Raw genomic sequence first — 16,025 nt, 5'->3', positions numbered from 1 at the left:
ATTTCACCAAACCCAGGTAAGGAGAGCTATCTTAGAGATCCTTTAGAGCCGGTGTGTCGTTTTTGGCTTGTTTTCCAGAAAACAGGCCAAAAACGACACACCGGCTCTTGTTCGTTCTTTGCCCAAGAATCCCGACCTTTGCTGCAAGATGTCTGCACTGCCCCTCCTTTCTTCCTTACCAGATTTACCCGTCAAAGAAGCGCTTCCGGGCTTGCTGGAAGCCTTGGGCACCCACCCGCGCGCAGTATTGGAAGCGCCTCCCGGGGCTGGTAAAACCACGTTGGTGCCCCTGGCACTTTTAGGGGCAGACTGGCGCGGCGATGGCAAAATCCTGATGCTAGAGCCCCGCAGGCTGGCCGCCCGCGCCGCCGCCCAGCGCATGTCAGACATTCTGGGCGAAGCCGTGGGCCAGACGGTGGGCTATTGGGTACGACTAGAGCATGTGGTTTCAGAAAAAACCAGAGTTGAAGTCGTCACGGAAGGCATTCTGACGCGACTCATCCAGTCTGACCCGGGCCTGGAGGGCATTTCCGCTATCATCTTTGACGAGTTTCACGAACGCAGCCTGGCCGCCGACACGGGTCTGGCCCTGGCGCTGGATGCCCAGGCCGTGCTCAGGCCAGACTTGCGCATTCTGGTGATGAGCGCCACGCTGGATGCCGCGTCTGTGGGCGCCTGGCTGGAGGCCCCCGTAGTCAAGAGCGAGGGGCGTATGTTCCCTGTAGAAACTCTTTACTTATCCCCCGCTGAGGCTGCCGCTGCCGGAAACCGCCCAACTGAGCGCTTAACCCAACTGGTGCCCAAATCCATCAGAAAAGCCCTGAGCCAAGAACCCGAAGGTGATGTACTGGTATTCTTGCCGGGCATGGGCGAAATGCGCCGCGTGGCCCAGGCCCTGGAAGGCACCTTGCCCAACACCACCCAACTACACTTATTGCACGGAGACTTGACCTTAAGCCAGCAGTTGGCAGCCATCAAACCGGCCCCGGCAGGCTTCAGGAAAGTCGTTCTGGCCACCAGCATTGCAGAAACCAGCTTGACCATTGAAGGCGTGAAAATAGTGATTGACGGAGGCTTTGCGAGCGTGCCCAGGTTTGTGCCCCGCAACGGCTTAACCACGCTGGCCACCACCCAGGTCTCCCAGGCCGCCGCCGACCAACGCCGGGGACGGGCCGGCCGGTTAGGCCCCGGCAAGTGCTTCCGGCTATGGACCCAGGCAGACCAATTGCAACTACCAGAACGCCAAGCCCCCGAAATCTGCGAAGCAGACCTTTCCAGCCTGGCCCTGGAACTTTCCATTTGGGGAGTGAAGGACGCACAGCAGTTAAAATGGCTGGACACGCCTCCCGCCCCTGCTTTAACTTTGGCCCAGGATCTTCTGCGGCGTCTGGAGGCTGTCACAGAACAAGGCAATCCTACGGCCCATGGCAAAGCGCTGGCCGCGTTGGGTCTTTCGCCCCGGTTGGGCCACTTAGTCCTGAAGGGGCATGCGTTGGGAGCTGGCGCTACCGCCTGTGCCCTGGCTGCCCTTCTCTCTGACCGTGACATTCTTAAGCCCATAGCGGGCAGTTTCTCAGATGCCCTCCCTGATCTGGCTTTGCGCCTGGAAATCATGGATCACCAGCATCCTCCCCTGGCAGGCTTTACGGTAGATGAAAACGCCCTCCGGAGGATAAAAGAGCAAGCCCAGCACTTGAGACAGCGCCTGAAAGAACCCTCGCGCAAACTACAGCCAGAGAAGGCCGGAATCTTGGCGGCTCTCGCCTATCCAGACCGCCTGGCCCAGCGGGAAAGCTCTGGCCGCGTGCGCCTGGTCACGGGGCAGAAAGCCACCCTGCCCACCGAGCTTTTCTCAGAAGCCGAGTTCTACGGAGTGGCCCACATAGAAATTGGAACCAAGTCCAGAGTGCTGCTAGCCGCCCCGGTAGATAAAGCTGAAATCCTGGCGCATTTCAAAGACCAGGTACAGCAAGCCGAAGAAGTGAAATGGGACACCGCTACAGAGAAGGTGGTGGCCAGAAGAATCACCCGACTAGGGGCCTTGGTCCTGGAGGAACAACTTTTTTCAAAACCCAATCCAGAATTGGTAGCTCAGGCCTTGTTGCAAGCATTGCAAGAGAAAGGAGTGGAACGGCTGCCGTGGTCACCAGAAGCGTTACGGTTACAGGATAGGCTTCACTTTCTGCACACCTTAGCCCCAGAAACCTGGCCTTCTTGGTCTAATATAGAGCTACAAGAAACCATGGAAGAGTGGCTGGGCCCGCACTTGCTAGGTCTGAAGTCCTTAGAACAAGTAGCCAAACTGAATTTTGAGGAAATTTTGCTCACGGATTTCTCTTGGGAGCAACGGCAGGAGCTGGAAAGACTGGCCCCCTCCCATCTGGACGTACCTAGTGGCTCACGCATTGCCCTGGACTACTCCAACCCCGATGCCCCCGTGCTGGCCGTCAGGCTGCAGGAAGTGTTCGGGATGTTGGACACTCCTAGAATTGGCGGCGGAAAAGTACCCTTGCTCCTGCACTTGCTTTCGCCGGCCATGCGCCCCGTGCAGGTCACCCGCGACTTGCGAAGCTTCTGGACCACCGGCTATTTTGACGTGCGCAAAGACCTTAGGGGCCGCTACCCCAAGCACCACTGGCCCGAAGACCCGCTGACTGCACCACCCACCAGGAGAACCAAGAACCGGCCGCAGTAAATCAAGGCACCACAGATTTGTCTACCGCCGTTTTTGGGCTATTTCCCAGAAGACAGGCCAAAAACGGTTAGACTTGCGGTGGTTACAAACAGAAATAGGAAGCCCAAGGGCTTCCTATTTCTGTTTGTGTGCGGCTTCAGGATTAGTAGCTTCCGGAACGGCTGCCAGAAGTCTTCTCGCCTTCGTGTCCTTTTACTTTTACAATTTTATTGTACAAGCCTAAAAGCAAGAACGGGGCTGGCCATTGACCTACAAAAAGTGCTTCGTCGTCTTTTTTCATGATTTTAAGCGTAGCCGAAATGGCCATTGAGCCAAGGGCTGCCCATAAGAACAAGTCTGAAGGCAACTTGGCAGTATACTCTTCAATGGTTCTGGCCACTGGGCCTTCTTTATGCTCTGGGTTGAAGTTATCGGCGGCGTTTTTCAGGTCTCTTGCCTGGTTTTTCATGTCTCTTGCTTCCATAGTATTTTTAGGTTAAGATTTCAGTATGCCTATAAAAACGAAGGAGCGGGTATATGGTTTGCAAAAAAATGCAATTTAGAGGTAAAACTTAGGCCATGGCTTCTTGTGGAAGAAGGGTGAACACGGGGCTTTCTTCGTACCTGGACGCCACCACCACCTGAGTATCGCCGGCGTGGGCCTGAAACAGTTCTTTCACCAGGTTGGGACAGTTATTCTCCTTGGACAGGTGCGACAGCAGCACATGGCTCATGTGGTCGGGTTTGCAGGTGCTGAACAAGGTCAGGGCCTCACGGTTGGACAAGTGCCCGTGCCCTCCTCTAATCCTGTTTTTAAGGTAATAAGGGTAGCGGCCGTTTTCAAGCAAGTGCTCGTCATAATTGGCTTCCAGAAAGGCGGCATGGCATTGGCTGAAATGCTCCATTAGGTTCTGGCACGTCCTGCCAAGATCGGTGAACACACCAACCTTAAATTCACCCGCGCTCACCACAAAACTGTGCGGGTCTGCCGCGTCATGGTACTTGGCGAAGGCCGTAATGGTGAGTCCGCCAATCTGCACGGCCTCCCCTGCCTCAAATGGAAGGGTGTCAATGGCCTCAGTGCGCAGGTAGCAGTTGTGCAAGGTGGCTGGAGTGATGTATACCGGAATACGGTGTTTTCTAGCCAGAACGGCCACGCCTCTAATATGGTCTGAGTGCTCATGGGAGACGAAGATGGCTTTTACCCGGCTCATGCTCAGGCCCAGGCGCAGCATGCGTTTCTCCGTTTCGCGGCATGAGATGCCCGCATCTATCAAGACCGCTTCCTGGTCATTGCCCACATAATAGCAGTTGCCGTTGCTGCCAGAATTCAATGATGTAAAATAGACTCCCATGATGCTGCAAAATAACCAAACGCCTGCGGTTTATTCTACTATATAGACAAGGCTAATATTCAGATTTTAGGTAGAGGCATCGCAACACTCTGATATTGAGGAAGGCTCACGCAACAGGTGAACTATTGTATTCATCTATTTACGCACCGTTACATATGAAGAAATACCAGCTTGCAGTCTTTGAATAGCTGCCTGCAAGAGACAGGCTTGGCCAATTTAATGTAGCTTTGTAGGTAGCAAACAGGTTTTGCCCCTCTGTTTGCTGCCATGAGAATCTTTACGGGGCCGCTGGTATGAATCAAAAAGAAAAAGTCCTTTACGCCCTCCTTCTGTTATTTTTTGTTTCACTGTTCACGGGGAGCCTGACGGCCTTCGCCAGCCTAACCACCGGCGCAGTGGTGCTCTATAGCTTCTTCTTCAACTCCTGGCAGGACAAGTGGCGTCTTTTGAAACAGCGCCGGCACGTTATCGCCATGCTCGCCTTCTATGGTTTTTTGGTGCTCAGCGCTTTGCTCTCTACAAATCAGGAAACCGGATTTCACCATCTGAAACTCCGCCTGCCGTTGCTTCTATTCCCGCTCAGCATTGGCCTGTTGGACCTGCGCCGGGAGTTCAAGGAAAAAGTGCTGGTCTCGTTTGCTACCATTACGTGCGTTGTTTTGTTTGTCTGTCTGCTGTCCAGTATCTATTACTCTGGCTTCTTTGCACGTCCGGAGTTTTTGTACAATGATGCCCTTGTCTACATTCTGGAGCGGCAGTCTATCTATATTGCCCTGTTGGTAAACGTGTCCATTTTTATTTTCATACGAGCCATTTTCTACACCCAGAACAAGCACAAAGGGCTGCTGGTGCTGGGCACGCTGTTCCTGTATGCGATCGCGTATTTACTGGCCAGCCGCATCATGTTCGCCTGGTTGCTGGGGGTTTCGGTGCTGTTTAGTTTCTACTATGTGATCAGGCACCGGAAGATTCTGGAAGGCATGACCCTGGTATTAGGCATGGTGATTGGCACCGTGGTAGTTTATAAGATGCTGCCCCTCACCTTCAACCGCTACAAAGAGGTGGCCTACAGCAGCTTTAAATTTGAGAACATGGGCCGCGAAAGCCACTACAACATGCAGATCACCGAGGACCAGTGGAACGGCGTCAATTTCAGGCTGGCCGTTTGGACCTGCGGCTGGGAGCTGTTTCAGGAGGATCCGGTAGTGGGCACGGGCCTAGGCGACAAAGACGCGGCCCTCACCGCGAAATACACCCAGAAGAACTTCCAATACGCCATAAAGACTGGCCGCGACGTCCACAACAATTACTTAGATATTCTCTATAGCCTGGGGTTGGTTGGTTTTTTGTTCTTCCTGGCTAGTTGGATTGTCTTGCCCTTGCTTAGAGCTTCCCAAACCCACAATGCCCTGGCCATCCTGGTGATTCTTACCTTCGCCGCCGCCTGGGTTACTGAGGTGTACTTCGCCCGCAGCATTGGCGCCACCCTAACCGGGTTCTTCATTCCGTTCCTGCTCCTGTATACGAAAGAAGAGGCAACCACCAGCATAGGTAAAAACCAGGAATTGGAAGAGGGCGCGAAGGAAGATTTGTAATCAAGCCGCTACTACACCAAGTTTATCAGGTCGTTTTTGGCCTGTTTTCTGGAAAACACGCCAAAAACGGAAGTCCCGCTGTTACAAGATTATTACTTGTAGCAGCGGGACTTCTACTTATAAATGTGAGTTGGAGATTAGTGGTTGTCTTCCATATACAGATCAATCGCCTTTTCAGTGTCACCCACAAACACAAGCTCTCCGTTTTTCATGAATGCGGCGCGGCTGCAATACTTCCGGATTACCTCCATGCTGTGGCTTACCAGAATCACGGTCTTGCCTTCAATCCAAGAGCTCTCAAACACCTTAATGGCCTTCTCTTGAAACTTCACATCACCAACGGCAAAAATTTCATCCAGGAACATGATATCAGCGCCAGCTTTTACGGCAATAGAAAATCCCAAGCGGGCCACCATGCCAGAAGAGAAGAACTTGATTTTAGTGTCAATGAATTCGCGCAGTTCGGCAAAGTCCACAATCTCGTCAAAGATGGCGTCAATCTCTTTGATTTTAAGTCCTAACACAGACCCAGAAACATAGATATTCTCCCTTGCCGTTAACTCATGACTCATCCCCACACCCAGGTTCATGAGCATGGTGGTACCTTCTATGTTGATATAGCCGCTGTCTGTAGGATACACGCCGGCCAGCACTTTGACCAAGGTAGACTTACCAGAGCCGTTCCGGCCTAACAAGCCTATACACTCGCCCTTGAAGATTTCCATGGACAGGTTTTTTACGGCCGGCACGTATTTAGTCCGGGGAGGATTAAACAAGTTAAACAACCTGTGTTTTATGGTATTATGACTATTTTCAGAAATTTGAAACGTCTTGCTGATGTTGCGGGCCTTGATGGCCACGGTTTTAGTTAATGTTGTAGCTTCCATCCTATTGTTATAACCTTTCTGCCGCTTTAGAACCCAGTTTATTTAGCAAAATCAATCCCATGAACAGAAGCAGGAAAGCATAACCATAGTCAAACAATAGCAAATCTAAGTCTGGTGGCAGGCCTTGCATCAATACCCTCCTTGCATTAATGATGATGCCTGCCAACGGGTTTGCGTATTCAAAAGAAGGTAACGCCTGCTTGAAATTTATGAGCTTATAGAAAATAGGCGAGACAAACAACAGCATGGTAGACACCACCTGCCAGATTTGACTAATATCCTTAGCGATGATGTAAATATTGGACAAGATTAGGGACGTCCCTAATGCCATGATGAATAGACAGGCAAAGATAGGGATGATCCAGAAGTTGTACAGACTTGGGCCTAAAGACTCAGGCTCCAGAAAGTTATAGAAGAGAATGAACATGCCCAGATTAAAGGAAAACCCTATCACATTGCTTAAAAGCGTAGAAAGGTATATTTCCAGTTTGTTCATGTTACTGTACTCATACAAGTATTTTTTGGTATTTAAAATCTGTATAGTGCCCGTAGTGCTTTCTATAAAAAAGTTGAACAAGATAAGCCCAATAAACAAATAAGAGGCAAATGCCGGAACGTCTTGTTTTAATATAATCTGGAATACTATGTAATAGATGGTGATGTCCATGAAAGGCTTTAACAAAGCCCAGAACAAACCTAGTTTGTTCTCATAGTATCTTAATTTAAACTCAATTTTAGCCAGTAGCCACAGCCGCTCAATCTTGTTATTTCCCTGGTACCAACTGGTAAGCGCTTTTAAACTCATATTTTTTACTTTTTTATCATGTTAAAAGCCTTGAAGGCAACACTTTTCAAGTACTTGTTCTTCTTCACTACTTTAATGACTCCCTTGCCCAGCCTGCTGTTAAAGGGGAATCTATAAATCAACTGGAAATCTAATGAAGGATTGTCCAACACCACTCCAGACCCATTAGCATTGGTCAAACTGAAGACCTCTGCCGCATACTCAGAGTAGAACTCCTTGTGCTTCTTGCTTAGATACTCATATAAAACCAGCATTTTAACACTGGAAACTTCTCTGATCATCGAATCTTTGCGCACCCTGTAGTGGAAGAGCACCTCTGGCAACACTACTCCGTTTAAGCCGTTTTCTAAAAGTGAGATGACGCTTTCATAGTCTTCAAGTCCTTGGAAGGGCATTTGACCGTCATTAAGGCCCGCGTGCAAAAAGGATTCCTTTTTATAAACCAAGGAACTGGAATTGACCATGTTATGGTATAGAATAACAGGCGGCTCTGGGGAGAAGGTGGGCCACACTTTGGAAGAATCTCCAAAATATTGAGTCCAGGCACCTACAAAATGCACATTGGTATTGTGCTGCAATACCTTAAGCGCTTTTGCAAAGTATTCTGGGGCAACTTTGTCATCGGCGTCCAGAAAAGCAATGTACTTTCCTTGAGCATTCTTAGCTCCGGTGTTTCTGGCTGCAGCCAGGCCGGCATTTTTGGTGTCAATCACAATGCAGTCCTTTGCCTTGCGCAGTTTCTCCAGCACTTTCAGGCTCTTAGGATCATTGCTTCCGTCATTGACAATCAAAATCTCTTTATTCACCCCGGTAGATTTGCGAACTGAAGCGATGGTTTCTTCTACATACTCCCCTAGGTTGTAGAAAGGGATAATGACAGTGAGCAGGTCTGCAGCATCTGGTAAAGCCAAAGGTGTTTTAACCGGCAGAGTACTTTTTCTCACCCGCACAAAAGGGTAAGTGTCTACCAATTCCTTTTTCTTCAATAACTTGCTAACAAGGCCCATTTTCTGGGTATAGATGGCCTGCAGGTTATAATGGTTCTGCACCTTGTGGATGGCATTGACAGAGATAGCCTTTCTTTCCTTTTCAGACAGCTGCAACACATGGTTCAGCTGCTGGGCAAAGGTCCCTGGTTGGCCATGGTCAAAGATGAAACCATCCTTGCCATGCTCTATCACCTCAGAATGGCCTCCTTGCTTAGACGCCAACACAACCTTGCCCATGGCCATCATTTCAAATACAACGTACGGCAGGTTGTCATTCATGCTAGGAATAATGACCACTTTGGCATTGGAAAGGCGCTTCTGTATTTGAGAAGGCTCTATTCTGTCCTCCAACTTAAGAAGGCCTTGGTCAATATATTCCTTGTACTTTCTCCTGATCAGGTCGCCCATAGTCTTCCCTTCGGGGTGATACACTATATCCTGGCCGCCTATCAAAATCAAAGGTTCTCTGAAGCCTCCATCCCATAATTCCTTGAAATAGGTTAACAGAATGGAGGCACCCTTCTGGTAGGTTAGTTTTCCGAAGAAGACAATTTCATCTGGGAAATTTTTATTGGGAATAGCCTTTCTCCCCTTCACCTCACCCTCATATGGGTTAGGCACCACCGCTGTGTTTTGGTTGGTTAGGGTGAACCTATTGGCTAGCTCATTGAGCATGAACTGGCTGGGAGAAAGCAAGAGGTCTGCTGCCTGCAGACAAAAGCGTTCCATCTCGCATACCCAGTAATTGGGGTATTTGTACTGCAATACATGGTTGTACTCCATGTAAAGAAAGGAAGGCGAGTGCATGGTAATGACCACCGGAATGTTCTTGCACCAGTCATACTTCAAGTACTTGAACTGAAGCAGATAATAGGCAATTCCAAGGTACTCTTGTGCCTCAATGACATCTGGCTGCCCTTCTTCCTGTACAAACTGTTTGACGACCTCCGCAAACTCATAGCTTATATTGGTCACGTGTCCCAAAAAAGCAGATGCATTGGTCTTGGATGGGTTGAATCTGACAATTCGTACCCCGTCCAGCAGTTTTACGTCTAGCCCATTAACAGAAGAGTCATTAATAAAAACAGAAACGCTGTGGCCGTTGGCCTGCAGCATTTTTGAGGTAAAATAACAGTAAGTACTGATGCCCCCGCCAAAGAATGGAGGAAACTCAGTGGTAAGCAACCAGTAATTCAATTTAAATATTTTTTAGCGTTCTTATCATAAAGTGATTGAAAGGTCCTTCTGCCTGTCATTACCTTTATGATATGCCCCAACCTTTTGTACCAAAGTGGCAGGACTTCATACTCATGAAAATAGAATTCATTGATACCCAATGATTCGCTTTTGCTATGATAGATTGTTAAGTATTCTTTTTGGTTATTTAATTCTTTGGTACTAGCCACATATAACTCTTCCAGTTTCTTCACCTTTTTCTGAAGGGTAAGATTCTGCATCATCAAAGTATAAGTTACCTCCTCAGCTTTTCCAAACTCTATTTCGGTTTTACAAGCAATAGCCTCAATGACCTTAAAAGTTTCAAGTGGTTTATGAAGGACTAATAATGAGCCACCTATTATTCCCTTCTGCAAAAGTGCTTGGTAATAAGTCTCATGCAAGTCTTCTTCTGACAAAGGTAAATGGATACTATTGAAGTCTGTTAACAAAACACCCTGCTGCTGCTGCTGTAGTAAGTGAATAGGCTTGAATATGACTTCCGTGAATCCCTGCTTTATAAAAGAACCATTAAGCGCGTTTCTAAAGTGCACCCAGGCTTCTACAGCACTGTGTACTACGGGTGGAATAAAATAGAAAATCACTGCGTTAAGCGCAGTTTGGCAGGCCGGCAAAAAAGAGAGTTGGATAAAATTCTCTATATGCAGAATCGCTTCTTCTCCTGTAAGTGTAGAAGCGTTAGAAAAATCAAAACAGATCGCAAAAGATGCCTCTGAGTTAATATTCTTTACTGCATGTATTCCTAAAATAACTTCTTTAACAAGCCGAAAACGTTCTGATGTCATTACCAAAACAAAATCACCTTTCCCTCCTGCTTCAAAGAAGACCTTGCTGCTTGTAAAATCATCAGTAAGGTAGCTAACTCTGTTCAACATCAAATACCAACTATTTTATATCCTTGATCCAGAGCTATCCAACTCAGCAGCCGTTCCCATGAATGGGTATAAGTCCCCTTTTCATGGTCAAGCACATTGCCCACCTCAAGGCTTTCCCTGATTTTGAGAGGAGAGTGCTTTAAAAAAAACTCTCTAACTATTTTACTTCTTATCCAAAACATTGTACCACCTACAAATTCAAAGGTGGTATTTTTTAACCCATAAGTCTCCCTTAACTTCTTTAGCAAAAAATCATTGGTAGTTGTAAAACTCTTATTCTGCTGGTTGTATTCATTAAGGATAAACTTCTTGCTGGCTACAATGCCCACCTGTTCCTGACAAGAGAAAATGTGCTCCACGGTAGCTAGCTTCTCCTCTGCTGCTATGCTCAACAGATCGGACCTCCAATTTGCACCACTGGTGGTATGAGGGCTTTTCTTATCATGCATGAAAAGAATCAGATCAGAAGTATCCTGCGCCATTAAAAAAAGATGAACCATGGCCAGCTTTCCCCCAATGTCTTTTCCTACATTGGTAGTCTTTATGACTAAGCTCCCCTCAAACTCATTTTTAATTGTTTGCACAAGCGCATTGGTATAAGAATGGCCAGCACAAACACTAAAATAAAGCTGCGTTTGGAATCCTTTAAGATTTCCAAGGTACAGTTTGAGGTCGTTCAAGGTATCTGCGTAAAACAGATGCGTGAGAACTGCTATCTTCAACAAACCGCTGCCTTAGTTATTGCTGATTTTTACCCCGAACTTCTTGTACCATTTAGGCAATGACTCATACTCCAAATAATACCAAAGCCGCAACTCGTCATATTTGGAATAGCTACCGTTGATAATGGCCAGCTCCTTTACTCTATTCAACTGCTTCTTCTCAGATCTGAACAACTTTCTTCTGCCGGTCATAATTTTAAGTAGGTGCCCTCCCTTCTTATACCAGTTAGGCAACACCTCATAGTTAGAGTAGTAGTAGTTTAATAGGCTATCAATGTTGTTGTGTGCAGCCGGAGTGAACTGTGGAGACTCAAAGACTACTGGCGCGGCAACTAAGGATTCCTGCACGGGTGGCATATTCACAGGCTCTAGTGCAACTACAGGAGGCTCTGGCGCAAAGTACACTTGCTCATTTGCTCTATGATAGTCATGATGTCCAAACTGAGCATCTAAAAAGGCCAACAGACCTTCTGGCCAATAGCAGTCTAACCTGGAGAGTTGAAGAATCTCGGGTCTAGACATGGACAGGGCACGTTTCCGCATCTCAGCAGTACCAATGATGGGTTCAACTTCATCTGTGCCATCATTGGTATCATGTCCCCAGTTACTGAACAGCATCACCTCCTCTTTTAAAGGAGCCTTGATGGAAGGCACAAGCACGCCTAACAGGTAGTTTTTCAGGATGGTTCTATTCTGAGGGGTGAACTTAAGAGATTTGTGGTTTTGTACCCAAAGATCACAGAAGTGGAAGATACCTTTTTGCAATTCTTCCAGCTCTTTTAGCTGCTCTACCGGAATCAGGTTCTCTTCGTTGACAATGACCCCGTCCTCTTTAATTTCACAGAGCGTACCTCTTCTGTCCATACAAGACTGCTCAAGAATTTCAGGCATGCAGACAATGGTCTCACAAGCATATGCTTCTTCTCCCTGATTGGTTAGGAACCCTTGGTGCTCAACATTGATGTGATTTAATGCCTTAATGCCTACATGCGTGGCTAGGTATAAGCCAAGGCTGTCAACGGCTAAGTTTTCAAAGTCAAATATGGTTTGTAATCTCTTCTGGATGGTTCCACCCCAGCCCAAGTCAACAATTATATTGTTTTTAGTGTCAAAGAATCCCTCCTGTGAAAGATAATTCAACAGGTTCTGCCGCACGGTTTTTGAATGGGCTACAATTTCCTTTTTAAGAATATTGCTCTGCTCTAATTTTCCCAGAACCAAGTCAGCCTCATGCTGGGCCAAAGGCTCATCATGGGTAATTTGGGTCAGGTGTCGCAAGACGTTTAAATCAATGCCTAAATCCTTGGTGAGGCTTGACAGTTTAGGATGAGTAATGTTTTCAAAGAAACCACCCAGTTCTTTCTTGTCGGCTTTAAAAATTGAGGCTCTCTTGATAATCCTTCTGGAAATCCAGATTTCTTTTGCTTTTATATCCAGCCCTCTGGCTTCACAAATCTTATTGATAAGGCGGCTAATCAAGTAGCCGTCCCGCATGAGGCAGTAAACTACCTTTTGATTTCTGCTTTGGGCAGCATTGATAATCCACTCGGCAAAAAGGGTAAATACAGGACCTAGTATAAAAGAACCGTAGCTCTGGTGGTTGAACTGGTCGTTATCCTGCAACAGAGCCTCAGATTCAAACACAGACTGGAGCCGCAGACTGTCAAGTCCAAAATTGCTTTCTAGCGGAGTAGTGCTGGTATATTGCTTTTCTCTGGCCAGCAGCTTGTCATACAGTGATGCCGTCCTTTTAAAGTAATAACTGTTTAGACCTTTTTTATCTGCCTGGTCCACATCTGCGTGGAAATTATCTCCTATGTGTAAAATTTCTTCCCTCTTAGTCTCCTTTAATGTTTTTAACAATTCCTCGTATAGCCCGCCGCTGTGTTTTCCGTGTCGATAATCACAAGAAACAAATAAGTCATATGTGAAAGCTGGCAAGCCATTAGCGGCATATACCTGGTCAATCATGCTGCGCAACTGTGACTCAGGCCAATACATGTCTGAACACAATACTACTTTAACTTTTTTCTGAGCGCAGTACTGAATGACGTTGAATATAGTGAGATTAGGTTTAAGGACTTCCACCTCAGAAGCAAGCTCTGCTTCAATAAGCAAATCATTGCTTACGTTTGAATGTACATCCAGGCAATTATATATCTCGGCAATAGTGACTTCATGATTATGCTTAGACATCTTTAGCCGCGCATGCTCTTCCGCCTTGATTCTTTCCTGCATAAAGAACACCGGATCCAGCGCGAAAGAGTGAAGATGGTTTCTTTTTACTCGTAGGGCAGTTTGATGGAAAACATGAGTAGGGTGAGATACCTGTCTCCACAATAAAGTATCAAATACATCCAAGGACAACACTTTTATGCTGCCTTCTCCCAAAATCTTTATAATCTCAGCGGTCCTCTTACTTTTCATTAATCAATTATCTAATATTACTTCTGCAAGCCTTTATGTTCTGAATTTTAAAAAGGTTAGCGCCTTTGACAAGGCAAAGCCATAAAAGTTTAAATAAATTCAGTATTTTAATTTATAATTCTCCAAAAAACTACAAAAATCTAATTACCAGCATCATATGGATTCATCCTCCAGAATAATTCTTTCTACTTTGGCTTTGGCACTTTCCTTAACCGCACACGCCCAGTCCTCCTGGCCGGCCACCTTCCAGCAAATCAATGCAGAAGTGCAATCAAACTCCAAGGCATATAGTTCCCTTCAACAAGCCAGCAAAACCATTGGCCATCGGCTCACTGGTTCTGAGAATGGAAAAAAGGCCGAAGAGTACGCGTTCAATCTCTTCAAATCCTATGGATTCAAAGAAGTGCGGTATCAACCTTTTGAGGTGGAGAGCTGGAGCAGGGGAACTTTAAAGCTGCAAGTTCGCATAAATGGCCCGCATTTTCAAGACGTGAAGGCTGTTTCACTGGCGCACTCCCCCGTCAAGGCCAATGCCACGGGACAGTTGGTGGACATGGGCAACGGCCTGGAAGCCGACTACAACGCACAACCCAATGCCGTGAAAGGCAAGATTGCTCTAGTATACCTAGGCATTTTACCAGGCTCACCCGAAGGTGCCAGGAACCTGCACCGGTCAGAGAAAACAGCCTTGGCCATTAAGAACGGGGCCAAGGGCATCATCATCATTAACACAGTGGCGGGTGGTACGCTTTTAACGGGCACGGCCTCAGTGACGGGCAAACTGATTCCTATTCCCGCCCTGTGCGTGGGCAAGGAAGACGGCCTGAAACTGAAAGAGCAGTTGCAGGGTGGCCAGATGGTGACGGCGCAGATTGCCATGACCAATCATTCGGGCAAGATCAAAGCCCGTAACGTGATTGCTACCTTAAAAGGAAGCGAACTGCCGCAGGAGAAGATTGTGATTGGCGGCCATTTGGATAGCTGGGATTTGTCTACGGGCGCCATTGACAACGGCATCGGGTCGTTTGCGGTTTTGGACATGGCCCGCACCTTCCAGGCCTTGAACCTGACGCCTAAGCGCACCATTGAGTTTGTCATGTTCATGGGCGAAGAACAGGGCCTGCTGGGTTCTGAAGCTTATATTGAACAGGCTACCAAAGACAAGAGCCTGAACAACATTGCCTACATGCTCAACTATGACATGACCAATGACCCCAAAGGCTATAACGCCAGCCAGGAATCCATGAAGCCCTTGTTCCAGTCCATCGGGGCCATTACCGCTTCCATTGACACCACATTCAAAAACAGCTTCTCAGCTAGGGCGGGTCTGCACTCAGACCACCAGCCGTTCATGTTGCAGGGCATCCCAACGGGTGGCTCTTTTGGTGGAAAGCTGCCGAACAATGGCGGCGATTGCTACCACGCCGACTGCGACTCTTTTGCCTTGGTAGACGAACAACAATTGAAAAACACGGTGCGCTTCAGTGCCATGCTCTTGTACGGCCTGGCAGACGCAGACCAGATTCAAGCCAAGAAACTCAATGACGCGGAGACCAAGGAATTCCTGTTAAAGAATAACCTCAAAGAGCCGCTTCAGATTGCCGGAGAATGGCGCTGGGCAGACTAACAGTTCTCACGCCACCTAATGCAAAACCGTTTTTGGGCTGTTTTCCAGAAAACAGCCCAAAAACGGTTTTCTCTTTTCCGCCACAGATTCTTCCGTAACCTGTTTACCCGTCCTTCTTATAGCCGGTCTCTATGCGGCATCAAAAGTATTGATGGTCCTGCCGTTGCCCTTTTCCGTATGTTGCATCATCCATCAACCCTAATCAAAAGCAAGCCTCATGGAATTCAGCTCTACCAATCCAGAACATTTAATTTTTGATGCCGCCCGCAAAGGAGACGTGTCGCTCATTAAAGAACTGCTAGCCGAAGGCGTGCCGGTGGACGTGCGCGACGGCCGCGGATTCACGCCCATGATTCTGGCCAGTTACGAAGGACATTTAGAAGCCACCAAAGTCTTGCTAAATGCGGGCGCCGATGTGAACATACAGGACAACAGCGGCAACACCGCCTTGATGGGACTGTGCTTTAAGGGTCACGCTGAAATAGCCGAGCTACTCATTGAACACGGCGCCGACTTGAACCTGCAGAACGGAAGCGGCGGTACCGCTTTGATGTTTGCCACCATGTTCGGGCGGCATGAGCTGGTCAAGATTGTGGCCAAGCACGGCGCCGACCAGAACCTACGCGACAGCCGCGGCCTCACCGCCACCGAGATGGCGCACAAGATTGGCAACGAAGAAGCCTTAAAAGTATTGGAAGCCTAAGCTCCAGGCATTCGCAAAATAGAGCCATCCCTCCTTTAGAAGAAAGCCGTTTTTTGCCTGTTTCCCAGAAAATAGGCGAAAAACGGCTTTCCCGCCTCGAATTTAAAACCAGCATAAAACATCCTAGACC

General features: G+C 47.7%; 12 protein-coding genes. 4 read left to right on the top strand and 8 right to left on the bottom strand.

What is annotated here, in order from left to right; translation table 11 throughout:
- The first annotated feature begins 148 nt into the window (after window positions 1-148).
- Window positions 149-2,695, top strand: coding sequence for an ATP-dependent helicase HrpB (gene hrpB / locus GU926_RS00255; RefSeq protein ID WP_160687891.1), 2,547 nt, complete (start codon window positions 149-151; stop codon window positions 2,693-2,695).
- A gap of 142 nt (window positions 2,696-2,837) precedes the next feature.
- Here hrpB and GU926_RS00250 read toward each other — a convergent pair whose 3' ends face one another.
- Complete coding sequence (locus GU926_RS00250; protein WP_394350770.1) at window positions 2,838-3,158, bottom strand: hypothetical protein; 321 nt, start codon at window positions 3,156-3,158, stop codon at window positions 2,838-2,840.
- Window positions 3,159-3,246: 88 nt separating this feature from the next.
- Entirely contained in the window at window positions 3,247-4,029 is a 783-nt protein-coding gene (locus GU926_RS00245) for an MBL fold metallo-hydrolase (protein WP_160687889.1), read from the bottom strand.
- Between the two features lie 293 nt (window positions 4,030-4,322).
- Here GU926_RS00245 and GU926_RS00240 point away from each other — a divergent pair, with 293 nt between their 5' ends.
- Window positions 4,323-5,624, top strand: coding sequence for an O-antigen ligase family protein (locus GU926_RS00240; protein ID WP_160687887.1), 1,302 nt, complete (start codon window positions 4,323-4,325; stop codon window positions 5,622-5,624).
- A 137-nt stretch (window positions 5,625-5,761) separates the two neighbouring features.
- On the opposite strand, the gene GU926_RS00235 is transcribed toward GU926_RS00240, so the two are convergent.
- The 6 genes from GU926_RS00235 to GU926_RS00210 are packed head-to-tail and all read right to left on the bottom strand — an operon-like array spanning window position 5,762 to window position 13,565.
- On the bottom strand, window positions 5,762-6,511 hold the full coding sequence (locus tag GU926_RS00235) for an ABC transporter ATP-binding protein (RefSeq protein WP_262886149.1): 750 nt from the start codon (window positions 6,509-6,511) through the stop codon (window positions 5,762-5,764).
- A gap of 7 nt (window positions 6,512-6,518) precedes the next feature.
- Window positions 6,519-7,316: an ABC transporter permease gene (locus tag GU926_RS00230; protein ID WP_160687883.1), complete on the bottom strand. Its 798-nt coding sequence runs from the start codon at window positions 7,314-7,316 to the stop codon at window positions 6,519-6,521.
- A gap of 5 nt (window positions 7,317-7,321) precedes the next feature.
- Window positions 7,322-9,502, bottom strand: coding sequence for a glycosyltransferase (locus GU926_RS00225; protein ID WP_160687881.1), 2,181 nt, complete (start codon window positions 9,500-9,502; stop codon window positions 7,322-7,324).
- Window positions 9,499-10,419, bottom strand: a complete 921-nt coding sequence (locus GU926_RS00220; RefSeq protein ID WP_160687879.1) for a hypothetical protein — start codon at window positions 10,417-10,419, stop codon at window positions 9,499-9,501. Before GU926_RS00220 ends, GU926_RS00225 begins: the two co-directional genes overlap by 4 nt.
- Window positions 10,416-11,138, bottom strand: a complete 723-nt coding sequence (locus tag GU926_RS00215) for a rhamnan synthesis F family protein (protein WP_262886168.1) — start codon at window positions 11,136-11,138, stop codon at window positions 10,416-10,418. Before GU926_RS00215 ends, GU926_RS00220 begins: the two co-directional genes overlap by 4 nt.
- Window positions 11,139-11,150: 12 nt before the next feature.
- Window positions 11,151-13,565 (bottom strand): HAD family hydrolase, encoded by a 2,415-nt coding sequence (locus GU926_RS00210; RefSeq protein ID WP_160687875.1) that lies wholly within the window; start codon window positions 13,563-13,565, stop codon window positions 11,151-11,153.
- A 157-nt stretch (window positions 13,566-13,722) separates the two neighbouring features.
- Here GU926_RS00210 and GU926_RS00205 point away from each other — a divergent pair, with 157 nt between their 5' ends.
- Both GU926_RS00205 and GU926_RS00200 read left to right on the top strand, forming a co-directional pair.
- Window positions 13,723-15,192 (top strand): M20/M25/M40 family metallo-hydrolase, encoded by a 1,470-nt coding sequence (locus GU926_RS00205; protein ID WP_160687873.1) that lies wholly within the window; start codon window positions 13,723-13,725, stop codon window positions 15,190-15,192.
- Between the two features lie 217 nt (window positions 15,193-15,409).
- Window positions 15,410-15,895: an ankyrin repeat domain-containing protein gene (locus GU926_RS00200; protein WP_160687871.1), complete on the top strand. Its 486-nt coding sequence runs from the start codon at window positions 15,410-15,412 to the stop codon at window positions 15,893-15,895.
- Window positions 15,896-16,025: the final 130 nt, after the last annotated feature.

Origin of the sequence: Nibribacter ruber (assembly GCF_009913235.1) — a bacterium.
GTDB classification, from domain to species: domain Bacteria; phylum Bacteroidota; class Bacteroidia; order Cytophagales; family Hymenobacteraceae; genus Nibribacter; species Nibribacter ruber.
Note: the sequence above shows the minus strand (reverse complement) of the source record. Positions and strands in the feature narration are given on the sequence as shown.

Excerpts from the sequence above, each read along its gene's own strand:
- hrpB (WP_160687891.1), top strand. The coding sequence starts at position 149 with ATGTCTGCACTGCCCCTCCTTTCTTCCTTACCAGATTTACCCGTCAAA.
- GU926_RS00250 (WP_394350770.1), bottom strand. The coding sequence starts at position 3,158 with ATGGAAGCAAGAGACATGAAAAACCAGGCAAGAGACCTGAAAAACGCC.
- GU926_RS00245 (WP_160687889.1), bottom strand. The coding sequence starts at position 4,029 with ATGGGAGTCTATTTTACATCATTGAATTCTGGCAGCAACGGCAACTGC.
- GU926_RS00240 (WP_160687887.1), top strand. The coding sequence starts at position 4,323 with ATGAATCAAAAAGAAAAAGTCCTTTACGCCCTCCTTCTGTTATTTTTT.
- GU926_RS00235 (WP_262886149.1), bottom strand. The coding sequence starts at position 6,511 with ATGGAAGCTACAACATTAACTAAAACCGTGGCCATCAAGGCCCGCAAC.
- GU926_RS00230 (WP_160687883.1), bottom strand. The coding sequence starts at position 7,316 with ATGAGTTTAAAAGCGCTTACCAGTTGGTACCAGGGAAATAACAAGATT.
- GU926_RS00210 (WP_160687875.1), bottom strand. The coding sequence starts at position 13,565 with ATGAAAAGTAAGAGGACCGCTGAGATTATAAAGATTTTGGGAGAAGGC.
- GU926_RS00205 (WP_160687873.1), top strand. The coding sequence starts at position 13,723 with ATGGATTCATCCTCCAGAATAATTCTTTCTACTTTGGCTTTGGCACTT.
- GU926_RS00200 (WP_160687871.1), top strand. The coding sequence starts at position 15,410 with ATGGAATTCAGCTCTACCAATCCAGAACATTTAATTTTTGATGCCGCC.